Here is a 17,265-nt window from a genome sequence, read left to right on the forward strand (position 1 = left end):
GCGCCCCGGGCAGGGACGCAGCGGTGAGGTGTCGTCCGGGACCTGCTGCGGCCAGCTGGGTACGCGCCTGGATGAGCTTGCGCTCAGTCCTCGTCGTCCCCGTCCTCCGGGCGGCGTCCGTAACGGTCCCAGGCCGCAGTTGCGGCGACCATCGCCGCGGCCGCGAGGGGGAGGGCCTCAGAGGTCTTGCCGAGGACGGCATCGGCGGTATTGGACTGGAACGACACCTGCATGAGCGCGAGGAGTACCACCAGGCCGCAGAAGTAGACGAACGCCGGCTTCTGCATTTTGCGTGGGATGAACCCGGCCTGGGAGCTGGTGAACTCGCGCACGCTGTCCGCCAGCGCGGCCACCTGCTCCTCGTCCGGCCTCTGCCGGGCTGAGACGGTTGCTTGGTAGGCCTCGTCGAGAAGCCGGTTGACCGGCTCGCGGTCACCCGGAGCAAACGCCTGCCCCACCATGAGCAGGACGCTGACCATGGAGTCCATCATGGCCTGACGGGGCGGCAGAAGGCGGTCAAGGGCCTCTGCGAACTGGAGGAAGCCCTGTTGGAAAGCGGGCCTGGCCATCGCGGCTTCTGCCAGCTCGATGAGGGAATGGTCCACGGGGGTGGAGTCGGTCGCCATGGCGCTCACCCTTCCACCGGACCCAACGCATCGTCCCGCGGTCTGGGTAATGCTGCGGGATCGCGCCCCCTTCTGTAGGGTGACGCGGCTCCGGGAAGCGGCCGTACGAGATGGACAACGGGTTGGGCCGAGCCGACGTGCCAATCGGCCGCTGTGTCTGGACGGTCGATATTCTCCAGCCCCCGACTTTCTTACGCGGATGCACCGCCGTGCCCCCTCCTGTCACCATCAGGACCGTGACAGAGACACAGGCAGCGCTGTACGCCGCAGCGGTTGGCGCGCTCTCTGCGCTCGTAGTCGGGTGCATAGCCGGTTGGGCAGCGCTCCGGCAGGTAGCGAAGGCCGCAGAAGCTCAGCGCAAACAAGCCGAGTGGCATCTTCGCAGCGAGGACTACGCCAACTTCGTTCGCACCATGTTTCGCTTTCGCGCTTCCGTAGGCCATGCTGCGGAGGCGTCGCAGATTTCTGCGGATCTCGCGAACGAGGTGCGCGCTCTTTACGCGGATCTCGCCAACGTCGCGGCAACGCTCAGTATGCGCATCGCGGCAGATCCCGTGATGGACGCCATGATCGGCCTGGTGAACTGCGCCTATGCGCTGCACTCGCAGGTCACCCACCGCAGGCAGCTGTACCTGCCCTCAGGTGATGCCACGATGGATCGATTGCTCGAAGAATTCGAGGACGCGGAATTTGCTGTACGCAATGCCTTTCGCGACGATCTATGGGGAGGTAAGCCTCTGCGGCGCAGCAGGTCCGCGGGAACTTCGGCCGATCCGTAGCGTCGGCTTTCGTTCCAATGACCCATCAGAGGTTTCGAATGGTGTGCCCGGCATCGCCGAAGTTCCACCGGACCTCGTTGTGGATGGTGCCGGAGCCGCAGGCTGCGTCGCTATGTGCCTGCTTCCCGAGCTTGGTCGGGGATGAGCTCGCCGGGGCGTTCGAGCAGGCTCAGCAGCGCACGGGCGTTGACTCCGGCATCGTGTAGCCGCCTTGCCGGATCACCTGATGCCGTACCGCTGTCGAGGAGTTCATTCGCATGCCGCAGGACGATCCGGGCGGTGGCCCTCATGCCGTCCCGCATCCGCGGCATGAGCTTCGACAGCTCGGGCGCCAGCAGCCGTACGTACCCCTCCATCTCCTGGAGGCGGGCCTGTTGCTCGCCCGGCTGCCCGCCGGGGCCCCACAGTGCCTCCTCGCACCGTCGCCGGATCCGCGCCGCGTCGTACGGAGCCGCCGTGTCGCTCACGCTTCCGGCTCCGTGGTCAGGCAGTGCCTGGCGGCGGCGATCAGCCGGGCGACCTTCAAGGGCCTGCACAGGGTCGCGGCCGGGTCCATCGGCACTGACCAGTACGTGGCGCGAGCGTGGGCGCATTCCACGGCGTCCGCCCTGGGGACTCCGAGGTAGCTGCCGAGGCCCAGGCAGTCCACGTCCAGAGGCCTCCAGTCGTCGACGGCCTGACGCCACGTTCTCGGCATGCTCGCGGGGACCAGGGCGTAGTAGCGGAGGTGCCGCGGATCGCAGATGACCGGGCCGCCGTCGAGGGCCTGGCGCATGAACTCGTCGAGCTCCGACGCCTCGGTGCTGTCCGCCAGGGCGACCACGAGGCGGCCGGGGAGCCGTACGGCGGAGAACAGGACGCCGAGCGGGAGCATGGCCACGTCGTGCTGCTGCCATTCCAGGCGGGCGCGGTCGCGGTTTGGTGCGGGGAGTGTGGTCAGGAGCCAGTGCTCAAGCAGAAGCGCACGCTCAGCGCCGGTCGCGATCCCAGGCGTGGACGGTTCCTCCACATCCTCTGGCCTTGTGGCGTGTTGGGTAGCTTCACGCATGGTGGCGACTCCTCACAGTCGTTCGTGCCCCGGCAGAGCGGCGGCACCGTGGCCGCCGGGGCTCTTCGCGTCCAGAATGGGTTTCTCGCGAAGAACGCACCTCCCGCAGCGCGGTATACCCATGATGGGTACAGCCCTCAGAAAGACACCCCGCAGACTGTGGCGAGCAGGAAGTGCACGCATGATTCACCAGTCACCGACCGCGCTGCCCCCGGAACTTCTCGCAGATCAGGAAATGCGCCGAGCGCTCGAGGAGCACGACTTCGGGACGGTGTTCCGGCTTGCGAAGAGCCGCGCCGGGATCAGCTATTCACGCATCGCCGCTGAGTGCGACATCAAGCCGGACCGGGTCGGCACGATGGCCAAGGGGCAGGGAAGGGTCACCACGTTCGACAAGGTCCGGCAGATCGCGGACGCGTTACGCGTCCCCGGCCACATGGTGGGTCTGGCTCCACGCCCGTGGGAGACCGCCGAACCTCCCATGCAGACGTACGACCCACGAAGGGGACAGACCAGCGTGCGCCGCAGAACCGTCCTCCAAGCCGCCACTACCACCGGCTTGGCAGCCGCCCTCCCTGCATTGACGAAACCGCCGGCCCCCCGGCACGTCTCCGACGGGGATGTCGAGCGCATGCGGCATCGCACGGCACGCCTCAGACGACTCGACGACATCCTCGGAGGCGGCGACACATACCGCGTCTATGTCAGCGAGTACCAGGCCACCAAGGCCCTGCTGCGCACCTCCACCTTTACCCCGGAGTCCCGTCGCCGCACAGTCGCCCTGCTCGCCGAGCAGGCCCAGCAAGCGGGTTGGGCCGCATTCGACGGAGGCCAGCAGAAGCAAGCCGAGAGCCTCTATCAGGAGAGCAGACGCGCGGCCCGTGAAGCGGTGGAGAGCGATCTTCTGGGCAACGCGTACGCGTTCCTGGCCTATCAGACCGCCGAGAGGAACACGGCGGTCGAGATCGCCTCAAGCAGCTGCTCCACCATCACCCCCAGCACGCCCACCTGTGTGCGTGCGCTCCTGTACGAGCGGATGGCGTGGGCCTGTGCCGTCGCTGGCCTGCCTCACCGCGTCGAGCAGGCACTGGAGGCCGCGCGAACTGCCCTGGACGGGGAGCGGCAGGCCGGGGAGCCGCAGCCGGACTGGGCCGCCTGGGTTGATCAGACGGAGTTGGACATCATGACCGGCCGTTGCTGGACGGAACTCCGTCGCCCCCTCCGGGCCGTGTCTGTCCTGGAAGTGGCGCTGGCCCGGTACGACGACTCTCATGCGCGGGACAAGGCCCTGTACCTGTCGTGGCTCGCAGACTCCTATCTGACCGCCGGGGAGGTTGAACAGGCGGCCACGGTCACAGGCCGCGCCCTCGATCTCGCCTCCGGGGTGGCGTCCGTACGGCCACGACAGCGGCTTGCGCCTGTCCTGCAGCGGCTCAACGAGCACAAGGAGCTCCCCGCGGTTGCCGAGGTCTTGGAGCACGCGCGCAGTTGAGCTACGCGGGCGGTGTGGTGTTCGCGGCGATCCAGTCCAGGCACCCCTGTGAGCCGGTCTCGATCGGCACGGCCGCGATCTCCGGGTTCTGCCACGGGTGGTGCTTCAGCAGGTGGGACTCCAACTCCGGGTAGCGGGATCGGGTGGTCTTCAGCAGAAGTTGCCACTCCTCCCCGGTGCCGAACTCGCCGTCGTGCCAGAACGCCGACGTGACGGGGCCGACGATCTGCGCGCCTGCCGCGAGCCGCTCGGCGACGATCGAACGGGCGAGTTCAATGGCCTGGTCATGAGTCGGGGTCGCGGTCGATACCTGGAGAAAGTCAGCCATGCCGGGAGCGTAGGCGGCGGCCAGGGGTTCAGGAAGGGCATCTCAGGGCCGCGTCAGGGTCTCCGGGAGTCTGTAACTGGCGGTCCGGGGAGGCGGGTGGCCGAGTCCTTTGCGGGCTCAGGTGCGTTGGTTCGCTGAGCGGCGTCGGCGGGCGCGCTCGGTCTCGCATGGACGCCGGGTGGGCTCAGCGGTTGTCGGTGGGTGGGTCCGGCCGTCCGTAATTCGGTGTTCCTGAGGCCGTGGGCCGTCCTACGGTGAACCCCATATGACTCTCCTACACGCTCGTGACTATGGGGGCGATGGCCCGCAATTGGTTCTTCTGCACGGCTTCGGACGGTCGCTGGCCGACTGGGACGCCTCCTCGGCCGCCCTGCTCGCCGCCGGGCATCGTGTCCTCGCCGTCGATCTTCCCGGGCACGGCCGCTCTCCCGATATCTCCCCCTGGAGCATCCCCGCCGTGGTGCGGGACATCGCGGAGACGCTCGATGCGTGCGGTGTATCGGAGGCCGTTGCGGTGGGCCACTCCCTCGGTGGAATGGTCGCCGTCGAGTACGCCCGGGTGTACCCGGACCATGCCCGGGCCGCCGTGAATCTCGACGGCTTCTGGTGGAGGCGCGACTACCCCGGTGCCGAACAGGTGAGTGAAGGGCTGCTGGCGTCGGTCGGGGGCGTGGCGTCGGCCGAGTATGTCGAGCAGCAGGTCGCCAACTCCGCCCGGTTCGGGGTTCCCGCTGGCCGTGCGGAGGCCGCTGCCCGTGCGGCGGCGCGTCCCCTGTCCGACGGCACCTGGCAGACGTTGCCGGAGCGCGCGGCTGCGCTGGAGATCGTCGACGAACTGCACCGGATCGGCGCGTGCGGTGTCGCGGCGTGGCTTGGACAGGTGGAGCGGCCGCTGCTGGTCGTGCAGGCCGGCCGGCGGCTGCCGCCCGCGCCCGGCATGGAGTGGTTCGACGAGTTCAGCACCCGGTTCGCACGGGAGGTGTCCGACGAGTTGGCCTTGCTCTCCGGGGCCCGGCCGACGATCAGCGTCCAACGGATCGACGCCACCCACCCCATGATCCTCGAGGCTCCGGAGGCGGTGGCGGGGCTGGTCGCCTCGTTCGTCCGGGGGCTGTCCGGCTGAGCGTCTGGCACCCTGGAACCGGCAACTCATCGCTTCGAAAGGCCCGTTGATGACACTCGGCATGGTCCTCGGTGACGTGGACGTCGTGACCCAGCACGCTCGTTCACGCCCGAACTTCCGAGGAGTATGCCGTGTCCACGATCCACTGGATCGAGACTCAACCCCGTTCCGCCCGCTGGCATTCTGAGTCCGGGCTGCCGCTGCCCAGCCGGGTCGTCGTCGCGGACGACCGTATGCGGGCCGCCGTCGCCTACCGGCTGGCCTGCGAGGGAACCGCGTTGCTGTGGCGCGGGGATTTTCACCAGGCGCGGCAGTTGCTGCGTGCCATGGACCGTCGTGTCGGGCGTACCGCGCCCGGCGGAGTCGGCACCCCGGCCGAGGTGTTTCACCTTCAGCGCCGATTCCGCGCCCACCGCGCCCGTGTGCTCGGCAAGGTGCTCGTCCTGCTGGAGCCGGATCACGTCCTGGCGCTGCGCAGGGCGCCTGATGTGCGCCGGGCGTGTGACGAGGCGTACGGGCCGTCCGAAGGGCCTGTCGCCGTCGCCCTCACGGAACTCTTGGGGGTGATCAGCGCCCGGCAGTGGCGGGAGAGGGGCGTCCACGTCCCGGCTCTGGGGGCACCGGTGCACCCGCATTACGGGGTGTTCGCGCCGACCAGGAGCGAGTATGTCGATCTCGTCGCGCAGGCTCCGCTGCCGCGTGGCGGTGACGTACGTGTCGCGTTCGACCTGGGCACCGGGACCGGTGTGCTCGCCGCCGTGCTGGCCCGTCGGGGTGCCGGGCGGGTCGTGGCGACCGACGTCAGCGCGCGGGCGCGGGCGTGCGCGCGGGACAACGTGGGGCGGCTGGGGCTCTCGGGGGTGGTGCGGGTGGTGGCCGGGCCCGAGCTGTATCCCCCGGGGCGCGCCGACCTGGTCGTGTGCAACCCGCCCTGGATTCCCGGCCGGCCCGCCTCCGACCTCGACCTCGGTGTCTACGACGCGGGCGGCGGCATGCTCCACGGTTTCCTGAGCGGGCTCGCCGGGCGGCTGGAACCCGGCGGTGAGGGCTGGCTCGTCCTGTCCGACCTGGCCGAGCGCCTCGGGCTGCGCAGCCGGGAGCAGTTGATGACCGCCGTGGAGGGGGCCGGACTGCGGGTGGTCGGCCGGTTGGATGCCCGACCGCGCCATGCCCGCGTGCGGGACACCGACGATCCGCTGCACGCCGTACGGGCCGCCGAGGTCACCTCGCTGTGGCGGCTGACTGCCGGTTAGCCCTCCGTCAGCCGTGCGAAGCGCCCTCGGTGGAACAGCAGCGGTCCGTCCGGATCGTCCGCGCCCGTGCCGAGGGCCTTCACCCGGCCGACGACGATCAGGTGGTCGCCGCCGGTGTGGACGGCGTGGATCGCGCAGTCGATCCAGGCGACCGCGCCGGAGAGGCGCGGTGAGCCGGACACCGGTGTCGCGTCGTATGCCACGCCCGTGAACTTGTCCGCACCGCTCACCGCGAAGGAGCGGCACAACTCGCCCTGGCCGGCGCCCAGGACGTTCACGCAGAACACGCCGGCGCGGGCGATCCGGGGCCACGTCGTGGACGTGCGGCCGACCATGAAGGCGACGAGGGGCGGGTCGAGGGAGAGTGAGGTGAAGGACTGGCAGGCGAAGCCCGCGGGGGCGGTGCCGGGGGCGGCCGGGGGTGCCGTCACGATCGTCACGCCCGTCGCGAAGCCGCCCAGGACGCGGCGGAATTCTTGCCGGTCCAGGGGAGCGCGCTCGTCCTCGCCCACGCACCGCAGCTCGGGGCGCGGCAGCGCTTCCACGGGCCGCGGGGCCGTGGCGCGGGTCGACCTGAGGTAGCGGACGGCGGCTTCCGCCATTCCTGCTTGTCCCATCACGCTTACGATTGAAGCTGACGAGTCGTCAGATTGGAAGCGTTGCGAAGCCTTCCTGGCGCAGACCTTCAGCGACCCCTGTACACCGCGTTCCGCCGCTCCACGAAGCTTCGTACCCCCTCCTGCGCGTCCGCCGTCGTCATGTTGATCTCCTGCGCCGCGGCCTCGGCGGCGAAGGCGGTCGCCCGGTCGGTGTCCAGGGAGGCGTTCACGAGCTGCTTGGTCAGGGCGAGGGCACGGGTCGGGCCGGCGGCGAGGCGTTCGGCCCACGCCCGGGTCGTCTTCTCCAGCTCCTCGTCCGGAACGACCCGGTTGACCAGGCCCAACTCCTCCGCCTCCGTCGCCGTGAGCGCGTCGCCGAAGAACATCAGCTCCTTCGCGCGCTGTGGGCCGACGAGGCGGGGGAGCAGATACGCGCCGCCGCCGTCGGGGACCAGCCCTCGCCGCATGAACACCTCGATGAACCTGGCCGACTCGGCGGCCAGGACGAGATCGCAGGCGAGTGCCAAATGGGCTCCGAGGCCTGCCGCCGTGCCGTTGACCGCCGCGATCACCGGCTTCTCGCAGTCGAGGACGGCGGCGATCAGGCGCTGGGCGCCGGTGCGGAGGGTGCGGGCGACATCGCCGACGCCGCGTTCGAGCGCAGGCGCGGTGCCTCGGAGGTCCGCGCCGGAGCAGAAACCCTGCCCCGTTCCCGTGATCACGACCGCTCGTGTGCCGGCGGTCGCGGACGCTTCCGCCAGGAGACCGACGATCTCGTCCCGCTGGTCCGGGGTGAGGGCGTTGAGCGTCTCGGGCCGGTTCAGGGTGATGGAGAGGACCTGGCCGGCCGTCGCGTGCAGCACGGCCGGCATCAGCGGCACACCGCCAGCGCGTCCAGCGCCACCGCGCCCTGTCCCTGCGGCAGCACCATCAGCGGGTTGATGTCCAACTCGGCCAGCTGGTGCCCGAGTTCGAGCGCCAGGCGCTGTACGCGCAGGACGACCTCGACCAGGGCGTCCAGGTCGGCCGGCGGGCGGCCCCGGACTCCGTCGAGCAGGGCCCGGCCGCGCAGGCCGGCGAGCATGTCCCGCGCCTGCTCCTCACCGAAGGGCGGTACGGCTACGGCGGTGTCGCGCAGGACCTCGACCAGCACCCCGCCGAGCCCTACGGTCACCGTCGGGCCGAACAGGTCGTCGTGCGTGACACCGACGACCATCTCGACGCCCTGCTCGACCATCTGGCAGACCAGTACGCCGTCCAGGGAGACATCCTCGTAGCGGGCGATGTCGGTCAGCTCCCGGTAGGCGTCGCGGACCTGGCTCGCCGAGGTCAGACCGATCTTCACCAGGCCCAGTTCCGTCTTGTGGGCGATCCGGGCGCCCGAGGCCTTCATCACCACCGGGTAGCCCACCAGGCCGGCGGCACGGACTGCCGCCGCCGCACTGGTCACCAGTTGCTCGCGCGGTACGCGGATGCCGTACGCCCGCAGCAGTTGCTTCGCGGCGTGTTCGCTGAGCTGCTCACCGGGGCGCATCAGCGCCTGGGCCTTGCGGTAGGACGGCGAGGGGGTGCGCGGGGCCTCGTCGAAGGGGGAGCGGTAGGCGGTCGCGAAGCGGTGGTGGGCGAGGTAGGCGCGGACGGCGGTGAGGCAGTTGCCGACCGTGCGGAAGGTGGCCACGCGGGAGGAGCCGAGCAGGACCTCGCGGTAGGCCGGTTCGGTGCCGACCGGCGATCCCCATACGACGCACACCAGCTTGTCCGTCTGCTCGGCCGCGTCGACCAGGTCCCGTACCAGCCGGTCGCTCAGGGGCGGGAAGGGGCCGGTGATCGGGCAGATCAGCACGCCGACCTCGGGGTCGGCGAGGATCGCGTCGATGATCTTCCGGCCGCGCGAGTCCCCGACCGGATGCCCGCCGTTGTCGACGGGGTTGGCGACGCTCAGGTACCCGGGTATCCACTGGTGCAGCTCGGCCTGCCTCGCCTCGGACAGGACCGGCAGTCGCAGGCCCGCCCCGGTCGCCAGATCGGCGACGTGCGCGCCTGTGCCGCCCGAGATCGAGTAAACGACGACGCCGTCCGCCCGCGGGGGCCTGGCCCGGGCCAGCAGGGCCGCGGTGTCCTGGAGTTCGTCGAGGCCGTCGACGCGGATCACGCCGTACTGGCGCAGTGCCGCGTCCACCACCGCGTCCGCTCCGGTCAGTTTGCCGGTGTGGGAGGCGGCCGTGCGGGCGCCGGTCTCGGTGCGGCCCACCTTGACGGCGACGACCGGGACTCCGCGCCGGGCGGCCCGGTCGGCGGCGAGGAGGAAGGAGCGGCCGTCCTTCAGCCCTTCCAGATAGCAGGCGATGGCGCCGATCCCGGGCTGCTCGGCGAAGTAGGAGAGGAAGTCCGCGGTCTCCAGGTCGGCCTCGTTGCCGGTGGGCGCCCAGTGGGAGAGGCGGATGCCGAGTTCCTGGAGGGCGAAGACGGGGCGGCCCTGGTGGCCGGACTGGGTGATCAGGGCGATCGCGGGGCCGTCGAGGTCGTCGCGGAAGTGCTCGAAGGCGTTCAGGTTGGTGTTGGGGCCCAGCAGCCGCAGCCCGGACCCCTCGACGGCGGCGGCGAGCAGCCGCTGGGCGGTCTCGCCCTCAGGGCCGGTCTCGGCGAACCCGGAGGCGAAGACGACCGCGAACCGCGCCTTGGCCTCGGCCAGTTCCTCGAGTACGGGGAGGGGGCCGCCGACGAGTACGACCGCCAGGTCGACCCGCTCGGGCAGGTCGGCGACGGAGGGTGAGCAGGGGAGGCCGAAGACGGACGGCCTGCTCGGGTGCACCGGGTACAGCCGGGCGCCGACCCGGTCGGCCCAGTCGGCCAGTTGCCGTGTGATCCCGGTGTTCGGGCGTCCCTCGGCGTCCGAGGCGCCGATCACGGCGACGGACCGGGGCCGGAAGAAGTGGTCGAGATCGGGTACGTCGGCGTGCAGGGGGCGCCCGCTGACGTCGAAGTCGCCCTCCTGGGCCGGCCTGCCGTGCACGGCAGGCCCCGGCCGCTCGCCACAGGCGATGGCCCGGGCCCGGCGGGAGTCGGTGGTGAGGGTGCCGTGGGTCGATCCAAGCATCGTTTCCGCCCGCTCCCTGTGAGACAGCCGCTAACTGACGCCCTGTCAGATTACTGAACTGATGCGACGTCAGGAATGGCCGTGCAGCAAGCAAAGCCGTCGAGCGGGGGGTGTCTGGAGGCGGGGACGGGTGGTTCCTCGGGGTGCCGGTCCCCAGGCGGGCCGGGTGAGGCGGGCGAGGGCTCAAGCCCGCTGCGCGACCCGGCCGCTCAGCCCGAAGGGTTGACCGTGTCCGTGCACGATTTCACGAGTTTCTTGCCGTTGAAGGTGGCGACGCGCACCTTTATCCCGTGAATTCCCTGGTAGTCCAGCACGCTGGTGTGCCACGTCTTGGTGGCGCCCTTTCCGGATTTGTTGAAACGCCACTTCCAGGCTTTCCAGTCCGCGCCGCTGTGCTTGGTGTAGAAGCGAATTCCTACGCGCCGTCCGTCGGTCCTTGTGTCTTTCGCCTTCAGCGTGACCTTCTTCTCGCCGCCGGTGGGGCTGCCGGGGCCCCAGTCGTAGATGGTGGCGTTTCCCTTGGCTCCTCGCAAGCCGCAGCCGATGGTCTTCGAAGCCGCGGTGACGCCGGGCGACGTATCGGCGAAGGCGCTCGGGGTGAATTGCGCGGGACCGGCGATGGAGACGAGCAGGGCGACCGACGCGCCCGAGGCTATGGTGGATTTCTGCACGCGGCTGGCACTCCCGGATTTTTTCGAGTAGTGAAGCTCCCTGTCGACCTTTACGGTACAAGCGGCGGAAAAGGCCTTGAAAGCGCAGAATCAGCCCCGAATGGCCGAGATTGAATGCCACCTACACCGAACTGTCGCGCGCGATGGCCTTCGCGATGCTCACCGCGTCGAGCGCCAGCTCGCGCAGGTTGCCGCTGATCGGGTTGGTGAAGCCGGTGAAGTACAGGCCGGGGGCCGTCTTCGGGCTGCGGGCGCCGTGGACGACCGGCTTGCCGTGGGCGTCGAGCACATCGAGGTGGCCGACCAGGCCCTCCAGGGCGCGGACGTACCCCGTGGCGGCTATCACCGCGTCCGGGGAGAGCCGCGTGCCGTCGGCCAGCACGATCTTGCCGTCGCCCTCGAAGGTCTCCACGGCGGCCACGATCTCGACCTTGCCCTTGCGCACGGCGTCGATCAGGCCCACGTCCTGCACCGGGATCGCGCCCTGCTTCACCCGGGTGTACAGCCCGGTGTCGGGGCGCGGCAGCCCCTGCGCCGACAGGTCGGGGATCGCCACCTTGGCCTGCGCCCGGCTGATCCGGTCGACGAGCCCGACCGGCAGCCGGCGTACCAGGACACCGCTGTACTGGGCGGCCCAGCCGGCCGTCGAACGGCGCACGATGTGCGGGACGGTGCGCACGGCCAGCCGTACCCGGCAGGCGCCGCTCTCCACCAGGTCCACGGCGATCTCGGCGCCGGTGTTCCCGATGCCGACGACGAGCACGTCACGGCCGCCGTAGGGCTCGCCGTTGCGGTACTCCGAGGCGTGCAGGAACGCGCCGGTGAAGGTGTCGCGACCGGGCCAGTCCGGCAGGCGCGGGGTGTGGTTGTAGCCGGTCGCGACGACCACCGCGGAGCCGGTCAGCTCCCGGCCGCCGGTGGCGTGCAGCAGCCAGCCCGTGCCGTCGGGCGCGCGCTCGATCCGGGACACCTCGACGCCGGTGACGATCTCCAGGCGGTGGTGCTCGGCGTACTTCTCCAGGTACCGCACCACGTTGTCCCGGGACACCCACCGCCCGAACCGGCGCGGCATCGGCAGCCCGGGCAGGGCCGACAGGCGGCGGGTGGTGTGCAGGTGCAGCCGGTCGTAGTGGCGGCGCCAGGACGCCCCGACGCGGTCGGACTTCTCCAGGACGACGGCCCGTATGCCCCGGGCGCGCAGCGCGTACGCGGCGGCGAGTCCGCCGGGGCCGCCGCCGATGACGTAGACGGGGCGCTCCGGTGTGGGGTGCCCGGAGGAATGTGGGGAGGGCGTGGAGTCGGCCATGAGCGGGAGCGTAATCACGAGCCCGCTTGATGGGTCTCGGTCAAGACCGGAATTGGTTGCGGATTGATCACGGCTGTAGGAGGAGGGGGTGGGGCTCGTGCCGTAGCGGGCCTGGTTGTGGCGGGCTCGTGATCGTTCCTGACGGGGCGTGGGGCATGTGCGTTGAGGGCGAGACCGCCGACAGTGGCGGCGTCGGCCGTCGTCCCGATCCCCAGCGTGACGCTCCTGCCCGCCTGGCTGCGCTGTGCTTCACGTTGACGCCCTTCCGTGGACTCGCCGGGAGGGCTTGCGGATCGGCAGAACTGACGTACCGTCAGATCGCATGGACACGATCTGGCTCGGCGGAGCGGAGTGGCTGGCCGTACTGCGGATCGGGCTCGGGCTGTGGTGGCTGGAGAGCTGGCGGCACAAGGACCGCAAGGCCTGGTTCGAACGGGGCACCGGCATCAAGTGGGCGGCCGGGATAGCCGCCGAGCACCGCTGGAACGCCGTCCGTTCGGGCTTCGCCACGGTCGTCGCACCCCACCCGCGGGTGATGGCGTACGTCGTCGTCTACGCGGAACTCGCCCTGGGCCTGGGCCTGATCGCAGGCTTCCTCACCCCGGTCGCCCTGGTCGGCGGGTTCCTCCTCAACGCCCTCTACCTCACGCTCATGATCCATGACGTCGCCGAGCAGGGGCAGAACTCGATGATGGCGCTGATGTCCGTGGTCGGGCTGTTCGGGATGTCCTGGCAGGCCTGGTCGCTGGACAGTGCGCTGGGGCTGTTCTGATGGCCGGGCGCTTCGACCTGCCCGAGTCCGACGGCTTCACACGGACGTACTGGGACGCGGCCGCCGGGGGGCGGCTGCTGATCCGTCGCTGCCTGGCCTGCGGACGGGCGCACCACTACCCGCGCGAGTTCTGTCCCCGCTGCTGGAGCGAGGACGTCGTCTGGGAGACCGCGAGCGGCCGGGCCACCCTCTACACCTGGTCCGTCGTCCACCGCAACGACCTGCCGCCCTTCGCGGAACGCACGCCGTACGTCGCCGCCGTGGTCGATCTGGCCGAGGGGCCGCGGATGATGACGGAGGTGGTGGGGGAGGGGGAGCTGTCCGCCGGGGCCGGCCTGGAAGTGACCTTTCGGGAAGGAATCCCGGTGTTCCGGATCGAGCCCGGTATCCGCTGAGAACCTCTCCCTCACCTGCGCTCTCGTACACCCCGCCACGATCCGCGCACTGAGTGTATGCATGCCGTGTATACATGCCGCGTATACACGGTGTGTAGAGTGCTCGGCATGTCCATCGGTCACACCCTTTTGGGGCTCCTGGAGTCCGGCCCGCGGCACGGTTACGACCTGAAGCGGGCCTTCGACGAGAAGTTCGGTCACGACCGGCCGCTCCACTACGGCCAGGTCTACTCGACGATGTCCCGCCTGCTGAAGAACGGGCTCGTCGAGGTCGACGGCTTCGAGGCGGGCGACGGGCCCGAGCGCAAGCGGTACGCGATCACCGAGGCCGGCGTCACCGACGTCGAACGCTGGCTCGCGACGCCGGAGAAGCCGGAGCCCTACCTCCAGTCGACCCTCTACACCAAGGTCGTCCTCGCGCTGCTCACCCACCGTGACGCCGCCGACATCCTCGACAACCAGCGCTCCGAGCACCTGCGCAGCATGCGGATCCTCACCGACCGCAAGCGCAAGGGCGACCTCGCCGACCAGCTCATCTGCGACCACGCCCTGTTCCACCTGGAAGCCGACCTGCGCTGGCTGGAACTGACCGCCGCCCGACTCGACAAACTCCGTGAGGCACTGACCCGATGACGACTTCTCCCGCCGATTCCCTGCTCGCCGCCCAGGACCTGCGCAAGGCGTACGGCCCTACCACCGCGCTCGACGGAGCCGAGTTCTCCATCCACCCCGGCGAGGTCGTCGCCGTGATGGGCCCCTCCGGGTCCGGCAAGTCCACACTGCTGCACTGCCTCGCGGGAATCGTGCCGCCCGACTCCGGGTCGATCACCTACAACGGGCGTGAACTGACGAAGATGAGCGATGCCCAGCGCAGCGCGCTGCGCCGCTCCGATTTCGGGTTCGTGTTCCAGTTCGGCCAGCTGGTGCCCGAGCTGACCTGTGTGGAGAACGTCGCCCTGCCGCTGCGGCTGAGCGGGTCGTCCCGCAAGGACGCCGAGCGGACCGCGCTCGGCTGGATGCGGCGCCTGGAGGTCGACGACCTCGGGGCCAAGCGTCCCGGCGAGGTCTCCGGCGGCCAGGGCCAGCGCGTCGCAGTCGCCCGCGCGCTGGTCACCGGACCGCGCCTGCTGTTCGCCGACGAACCCACCGGCGCGCTCGACTCCTTCAACGGTGAACGCGTGATGGAACTGCTGACCGAAGCGGCCCGCTCGACCAACGCCGCCGTCGTCCTCGTCACCCATGAGACACGCGTGGCCGCCTACTCCGACCGCGAGATCGTCGTACGCGACGGCAAGTCCCGTGCCATGGAGCGCGCCGTATGAGTCCTCGACAGTGGGCCACAGACCTGGCCATGGGGGCACGCTTCGCCGTCACCGGCGGACGCGAGGGCTGGGTCCGGATGACGCTCACCGCCGTCGGCGTCGGCCTCGGCGTGGCACTGCTTCTGCTGTGCACCGCCTTGCCCAACGTGTTCGCCGCCCGCGGCACGGTGGAGGACGCCCGCTACGACTACACGTTCCTGTACTCCGACAAGGCCCCGCCGAAGGCCGACAACACCTTCCTGATCGCCGGCACCGACACCACCTGGCACGACGACGACATCCGCGGGCGGCTCATCGAGCCCGAGGGCAAGCGGGCGCCGCTGCCCCCAGGAGTCGACAGCTTCCCGCGCGACGGCGAGATGGTCGTCTCCCCCGCGCTCAAGGACCTGCTCGCCTCGGACGGCGCCAAGCTGCTGCGCGAGCGGCTGCCCTACAAGATCACCGGCACGATCGGCGAGAGCGGACTCATCGGCTCCCACGAACTGGCCTACTACGCGGGCGCCTCGGGGCTAGAACTCACGGACTTCTCCTCCGTGCACCGGCTGACCGGATACGGCAGACCGGACGCGGACACGACACCCGAGAAGACCGACCCGGTGCTGCTGCTCATGATCCTGGTCGTGTTCGTGGTGCTGCTGACCCCGGTCGCCGTGTTCATCGCCGCCGCCGTCCGCTTCGGCGGCGAGCGCCGCGACCGCCGGCTGGCCGCGCTGCGCCTGGTCGGCTCGGACAGCCACATGACCCGGCGGATCGCGGCGGGCGAAGCACTCGCCGGAGCCCTGTTCGGCCTGGTCGTCGGCACCGGCTTCTTCCTCCTCGGCCGTCAGACGCTGGGCTCCACCGAGTTGCTGGGCGTGAGCGTCTGGCCCAGTTACCTCGATCCCTCCCCAGCGCTCGCCGTTCTGGTCGCGGTGTCGATCCCGGTCGCCGCCGTACTCGTCACGCTGCTCGCGATGCGCGGCGTGGTGGTGGAACCGCTCGGCGTCGTGCGCGCGGCCAAGCAGCGCCGCCGCCGGCTGTGGTGGCGGCTGCTGCCGCCGCTGGCCGGCCTCGCGATGCTCTACCCGATGATCGGCAAGGGCCGCGAGAACGGCGACTTCAACCAGTACTACGTCATCGGCGGCGTGCTGCTGCTGCTGATCGGCATCACCGCGCTGCTCCCCTGGGTCGTGGAGGCGGTCGTCGTCCGCCTCGGCAAGGGCGCGCTGTCCTGGCAACTCGCGGTTCGACGGCTGCAGATGAGCAGCGGAACCGCCGCACGCATGGTCAACGGCATCGCCGTCGCCGTGGCCGGAGCCATCGCCCTGCAGATGCTGTTCACGGGAACGGAGAGCCAGTACACCAAGGCCACCGGCCAGGACCCCGGCCGGGTCGGGATACAGGTCGAGTTCAGCGACCGCAAGCCGCTGTCCGGTGTAGAGCGCGAATTCACCGGCACCAAGGGGGTACGGGCCGCGGTGTCCCTGGCCAACCTGGAGTACGGGGATACGCGTCGCGACCCGGAGCAGACCAGCGGCATGACCGTGGGCAACTGCACCGCCCTGCGCGAACTCGCCACGCTTCCCTCCTGCAAGGACGGCGACGTGTTCGTCACGCGGACGAGGAGCCACTACGAAAACCCCAGCAACGCCGACGAGATCGCCGTGGTGAAGCCCGGCCGGCAGCTCTACCTCGACCCGTCGTTCGGCGACGCGACCGAACGCCGCGTCGAGGCGCCCTGGACCGTTCCGGCGAACGTGCGGGTGGTGAACGCGCGCAAGGACCCACTGGTGGAGACCAACAGTCTGCTGGTCACCCCCGCGGCCCTGCCCGCCGAGGCCGCGCCCGCGTTGGTCTCGGAGGGGGTCTACCTGCGTCTGGACCCGTCGGTGCCGGACTCACGGGAGTACATACGCAACGTCGCCGCCCGGATCGACCCCCTGGCAAGCACCTACACCTGGGCGGCGACCGAGGAGGACGCCAAGTACACCTCCATCCGCACCGGCCTGTTCGTCGGCTCCGCCTTCGTGCTGGCACTGATCGGCGCGAGTCTGCTGGTCTCCCAGCTGGAACAGCTGCGCGAGCGCAGGAAGCTGCTCTCCGCGCTGGTCGCCTTCGGCACCCGGCGCCGCACACTGAGCCTGTCGGTGCTGTGGCAGACGGCCCTCCCGGTCGGACTCGGCCTCGTACTGGCCACGACGGTGGGTGTCACCCTCGGCTCGGTGCTGCTGAAGATGACCCGCACACCGGTGGCCATGGACTGGGCGAGCGTCCTGACCATGACCGGCGTGGGCGCGGCCGTGGTCGGCGTGGTCACGCTGCTCAGCCTGCCGCCACTGCTGCGGATGATGCGCCCGGAAGGCCTGCGCACGGAATAGCCCCTGGCCCATCTGACGAAGTGGGCGCCTCCCGACAGGAGGAGCCCACTTCGGCATCACGAAGAGAGGTGACCCCTCCCGCCCCACGGGCTTGAAT

Annotated in this window: 18 protein-coding genes; 9 read left to right on the forward strand and 9 right to left on the reverse strand. The window is 70.2% G+C overall.

Annotated features, from left to right (window positions below; genetic code table 11):
• Positions 1–83: 83 nt before the first annotated feature.
• Positions 84–626, reverse strand: a complete 543-nt coding sequence (locus AC07DF_RS27925; RefSeq protein WP_478977014.1) for a hypothetical protein — start codon at positions 624–626, stop codon at positions 84–86.
• Between the two features lie 236 nt (positions 627–862).
• On the opposite strand from AC07DF_RS27925, the gene AC07DF_RS27930 reads away from it, so the two are divergent.
• Entirely contained in the window at positions 863–1,405 is a 543-nt protein-coding gene (locus AC07DF_RS27930) for a hypothetical protein (protein WP_478977017.1), read from the forward strand.
• Between the two features lie 110 nt (positions 1,406–1,515).
• Here AC07DF_RS27930 and AC07DF_RS27935 read toward each other — a convergent pair whose 3' ends face one another.
• Both AC07DF_RS27935 and AC07DF_RS27940 read right to left on the reverse strand, forming a co-directional pair.
• Positions 1,516–1,872 carry a hypothetical protein gene (locus AC07DF_RS27935; protein WP_478977020.1) on the reverse strand — a complete coding sequence of 119 codons (357 nt, stop codon included), beginning with the start codon at positions 1,870–1,872 and terminating at the stop codon, positions 1,516–1,518.
• On the reverse strand, positions 1,869–2,453 hold the full coding sequence (locus AC07DF_RS27940) for a hypothetical protein (protein WP_478977023.1): 585 nt from the start codon (positions 2,451–2,453) through the stop codon (positions 1,869–1,871). Before AC07DF_RS27940 ends, AC07DF_RS27935 begins: the two co-directional genes overlap by 4 nt.
• A gap of 235 nt (positions 2,454–2,688) precedes the next feature.
• Here AC07DF_RS27940 and AC07DF_RS27945 point away from each other — a divergent pair, with 235 nt between their 5' ends.
• Positions 2,689–3,945, forward strand: coding sequence for a helix-turn-helix domain-containing protein (locus tag AC07DF_RS27945; RefSeq protein ID WP_478977026.1), 1,257 nt, complete (start codon positions 2,689–2,691; stop codon positions 3,943–3,945).
• Between the two features lies 1 nt (position 3,946).
• On the opposite strand, the gene cutA is transcribed toward AC07DF_RS27945, so the two are convergent.
• Entirely contained in the window at positions 3,947–4,273 is a 327-nt protein-coding gene (gene cutA, locus AC07DF_RS27950; protein WP_478977029.1) for a divalent-cation tolerance protein CutA, read from the reverse strand.
• A 310-nt stretch (positions 4,274–4,583) separates the two neighbouring features.
• Between cutA and AC07DF_RS27955 the strand changes: the two genes are divergently transcribed.
• A complete protein-coding gene (locus tag AC07DF_RS27955; RefSeq protein ID WP_478977032.1) occupies positions 4,584–5,396 on the forward strand; it encodes an alpha/beta fold hydrolase in 813 nt (270 codons plus the stop codon).
• A gap of 131 nt (positions 5,397–5,527) precedes the next feature.
• Positions 5,528–6,649, forward strand: coding sequence for a methyltransferase (locus AC07DF_RS27960; protein ID WP_478977035.1), 1,122 nt, complete (start codon positions 5,528–5,530; stop codon positions 6,647–6,649).
• Here AC07DF_RS27960 and AC07DF_RS27965 read toward each other — a convergent pair.
• The 5 genes from AC07DF_RS27965 to AC07DF_RS27985 all read right to left on the reverse strand — a co-directional run bounded on the left by AC07DF_RS27965 (position 6,646) and on the right by AC07DF_RS27985 (position 12,322).
• Entirely contained in the window at positions 6,646–7,266 is a 621-nt protein-coding gene (locus AC07DF_RS27965) for a flavin reductase family protein (protein ID WP_478977038.1), read from the reverse strand. The two genes, AC07DF_RS27960 and AC07DF_RS27965, sit on opposite strands and share 4 nt — an antisense overlap.
• Before the next feature lie 68 nt (positions 7,267–7,334).
• On the reverse strand, positions 7,335–8,120 hold the full coding sequence (locus tag AC07DF_RS27970) for an enoyl-CoA hydratase/isomerase family protein (RefSeq protein ID WP_478977041.1): 786 nt from the start codon (positions 8,118–8,120) through the stop codon (positions 7,335–7,337).
• On the reverse strand, positions 8,120–10,345 hold the full coding sequence (locus AC07DF_RS27975) for an acetate--CoA ligase family protein (RefSeq protein WP_478977044.1): 2,226 nt from the start codon (positions 10,343–10,345) through the stop codon (positions 8,120–8,122). Before AC07DF_RS27975 ends, AC07DF_RS27970 begins: the two co-directional genes overlap by 1 nt.
• 209 nt (positions 10,346–10,554) lie before the next feature.
• The gene (locus AC07DF_RS27980) at positions 10,555–11,016 is read right to left on the reverse strand and encodes a hypothetical protein (RefSeq protein ID WP_478977047.1); all 462 of its coding nucleotides are present in this window, start codon (positions 11,014–11,016) and stop codon (positions 10,555–10,557) included.
• A 121-nt stretch (positions 11,017–11,137) separates the two neighbouring features.
• On the reverse strand, positions 11,138–12,322 hold the full coding sequence (locus AC07DF_RS27985) for a flavin-containing monooxygenase (protein ID WP_478977050.1): 1,185 nt from the start codon (positions 12,320–12,322) through the stop codon (positions 11,138–11,140).
• A 322-nt stretch (positions 12,323–12,644) separates the two neighbouring features.
• On the opposite strand from AC07DF_RS27985, the gene AC07DF_RS27990 reads away from it, so the two are divergent.
• From AC07DF_RS27990 to AC07DF_RS28010, 5 genes are all read left to right on the forward strand, one after another.
• Entirely contained in the window at positions 12,645–13,094 is a 450-nt protein-coding gene (locus AC07DF_RS27990) for a DoxX family protein (protein WP_478977053.1), read from the forward strand.
• A complete protein-coding gene (locus AC07DF_RS27995) occupies positions 13,094–13,489 on the forward strand; it encodes a Zn-ribbon domain-containing OB-fold protein (RefSeq protein WP_478977056.1) in 396 nt (131 codons plus the stop codon). The genes AC07DF_RS27990 and AC07DF_RS27995 overlap by 1 nt, the downstream gene beginning before the upstream one ends.
• A gap of 108 nt (positions 13,490–13,597) precedes the next feature.
• Positions 13,598–14,122, forward strand: a complete 525-nt coding sequence (locus tag AC07DF_RS28000; RefSeq protein ID WP_478977059.1) for a PadR family transcriptional regulator — start codon at positions 13,598–13,600, stop codon at positions 14,120–14,122.
• Entirely contained in the window at positions 14,119–14,811 is a 693-nt protein-coding gene (locus AC07DF_RS28005) for an ABC transporter ATP-binding protein (RefSeq protein WP_478977063.1), read from the forward strand. The genes AC07DF_RS28000 and AC07DF_RS28005 overlap by 4 nt, the downstream gene beginning before the upstream one ends.
• Positions 14,808–17,168: an ABC transporter permease gene (locus AC07DF_RS28010; RefSeq protein ID WP_478977066.1), complete on the forward strand. Its 2,361-nt coding sequence runs from the start codon at positions 14,808–14,810 to the stop codon at positions 17,166–17,168. The genes AC07DF_RS28005 and AC07DF_RS28010 overlap by 4 nt, the downstream gene beginning before the upstream one ends.
• Positions 17,169–17,265 lie beyond the last annotated feature (97 nt).

It is taken from the genome of Streptomyces sp. NPDC044719, from assembly GCF_056433405.1.

What these genes read in the sequence shown, in the direction of transcription:
- AC07DF_RS27940 (WP_478977023.1), bottom strand. Translation starts at nt 2,453, where the DNA reads ATGCGTGAAGCTACCCAACACGCCACAAGGCCAGAGGATGTGGAGGAA.
- AC07DF_RS28005 (WP_478977063.1), top strand. Translation starts at nt 14,119, where the DNA reads ATGACGACTTCTCCCGCCGATTCCCTGCTCGCCGCCCAGGACCTGCGC.
- AC07DF_RS27965 (WP_478977038.1), bottom strand. Translation starts at nt 7,266, where the DNA reads ATGGGACAAGCAGGAATGGCGGAAGCCGCCGTCCGCTACCTCAGGTCG.
- AC07DF_RS27925 (WP_478977014.1), bottom strand. Translation starts at nt 626, where the DNA reads ATGGCGACCGACTCCACCCCCGTGGACCATTCCCTCATCGAGCTGGCA.
- AC07DF_RS27995 (WP_478977056.1), top strand. Translation starts at nt 13,094, where the DNA reads ATGGCCGGGCGCTTCGACCTGCCCGAGTCCGACGGCTTCACACGGACG.
- AC07DF_RS27975 (WP_478977044.1), bottom strand. Translation starts at nt 10,345, where the DNA reads ATGCTTGGATCGACCCACGGCACCCTCACCACCGACTCCCGCCGGGCC.
- AC07DF_RS28000 (WP_478977059.1), top strand. Translation starts at nt 13,598, where the DNA reads ATGTCCATCGGTCACACCCTTTTGGGGCTCCTGGAGTCCGGCCCGCGG.
- AC07DF_RS27985 (WP_478977050.1), bottom strand. Translation starts at nt 12,322, where the DNA reads ATGGCCGACTCCACGCCCTCCCCACATTCCTCCGGGCACCCCACACCG.
- AC07DF_RS28010 (WP_478977066.1), top strand. Translation starts at nt 14,808, where the DNA reads ATGAGTCCTCGACAGTGGGCCACAGACCTGGCCATGGGGGCACGCTTC.
- cutA (WP_478977029.1), bottom strand. Translation starts at nt 4,273, where the DNA reads ATGGCTGACTTTCTCCAGGTATCGACCGCGACCCCGACTCATGACCAG.
- AC07DF_RS27945 (WP_478977026.1), top strand. Translation starts at nt 2,689, where the DNA reads ATGCGCCGAGCGCTCGAGGAGCACGACTTCGGGACGGTGTTCCGGCTT.
- AC07DF_RS27970 (WP_478977041.1), bottom strand. Translation starts at nt 8,120, where the DNA reads ATGCCGGCCGTGCTGCACGCGACGGCCGGCCAGGTCCTCTCCATCACC.
- AC07DF_RS27990 (WP_478977053.1), top strand. Translation starts at nt 12,645, where the DNA reads ATGGACACGATCTGGCTCGGCGGAGCGGAGTGGCTGGCCGTACTGCGG.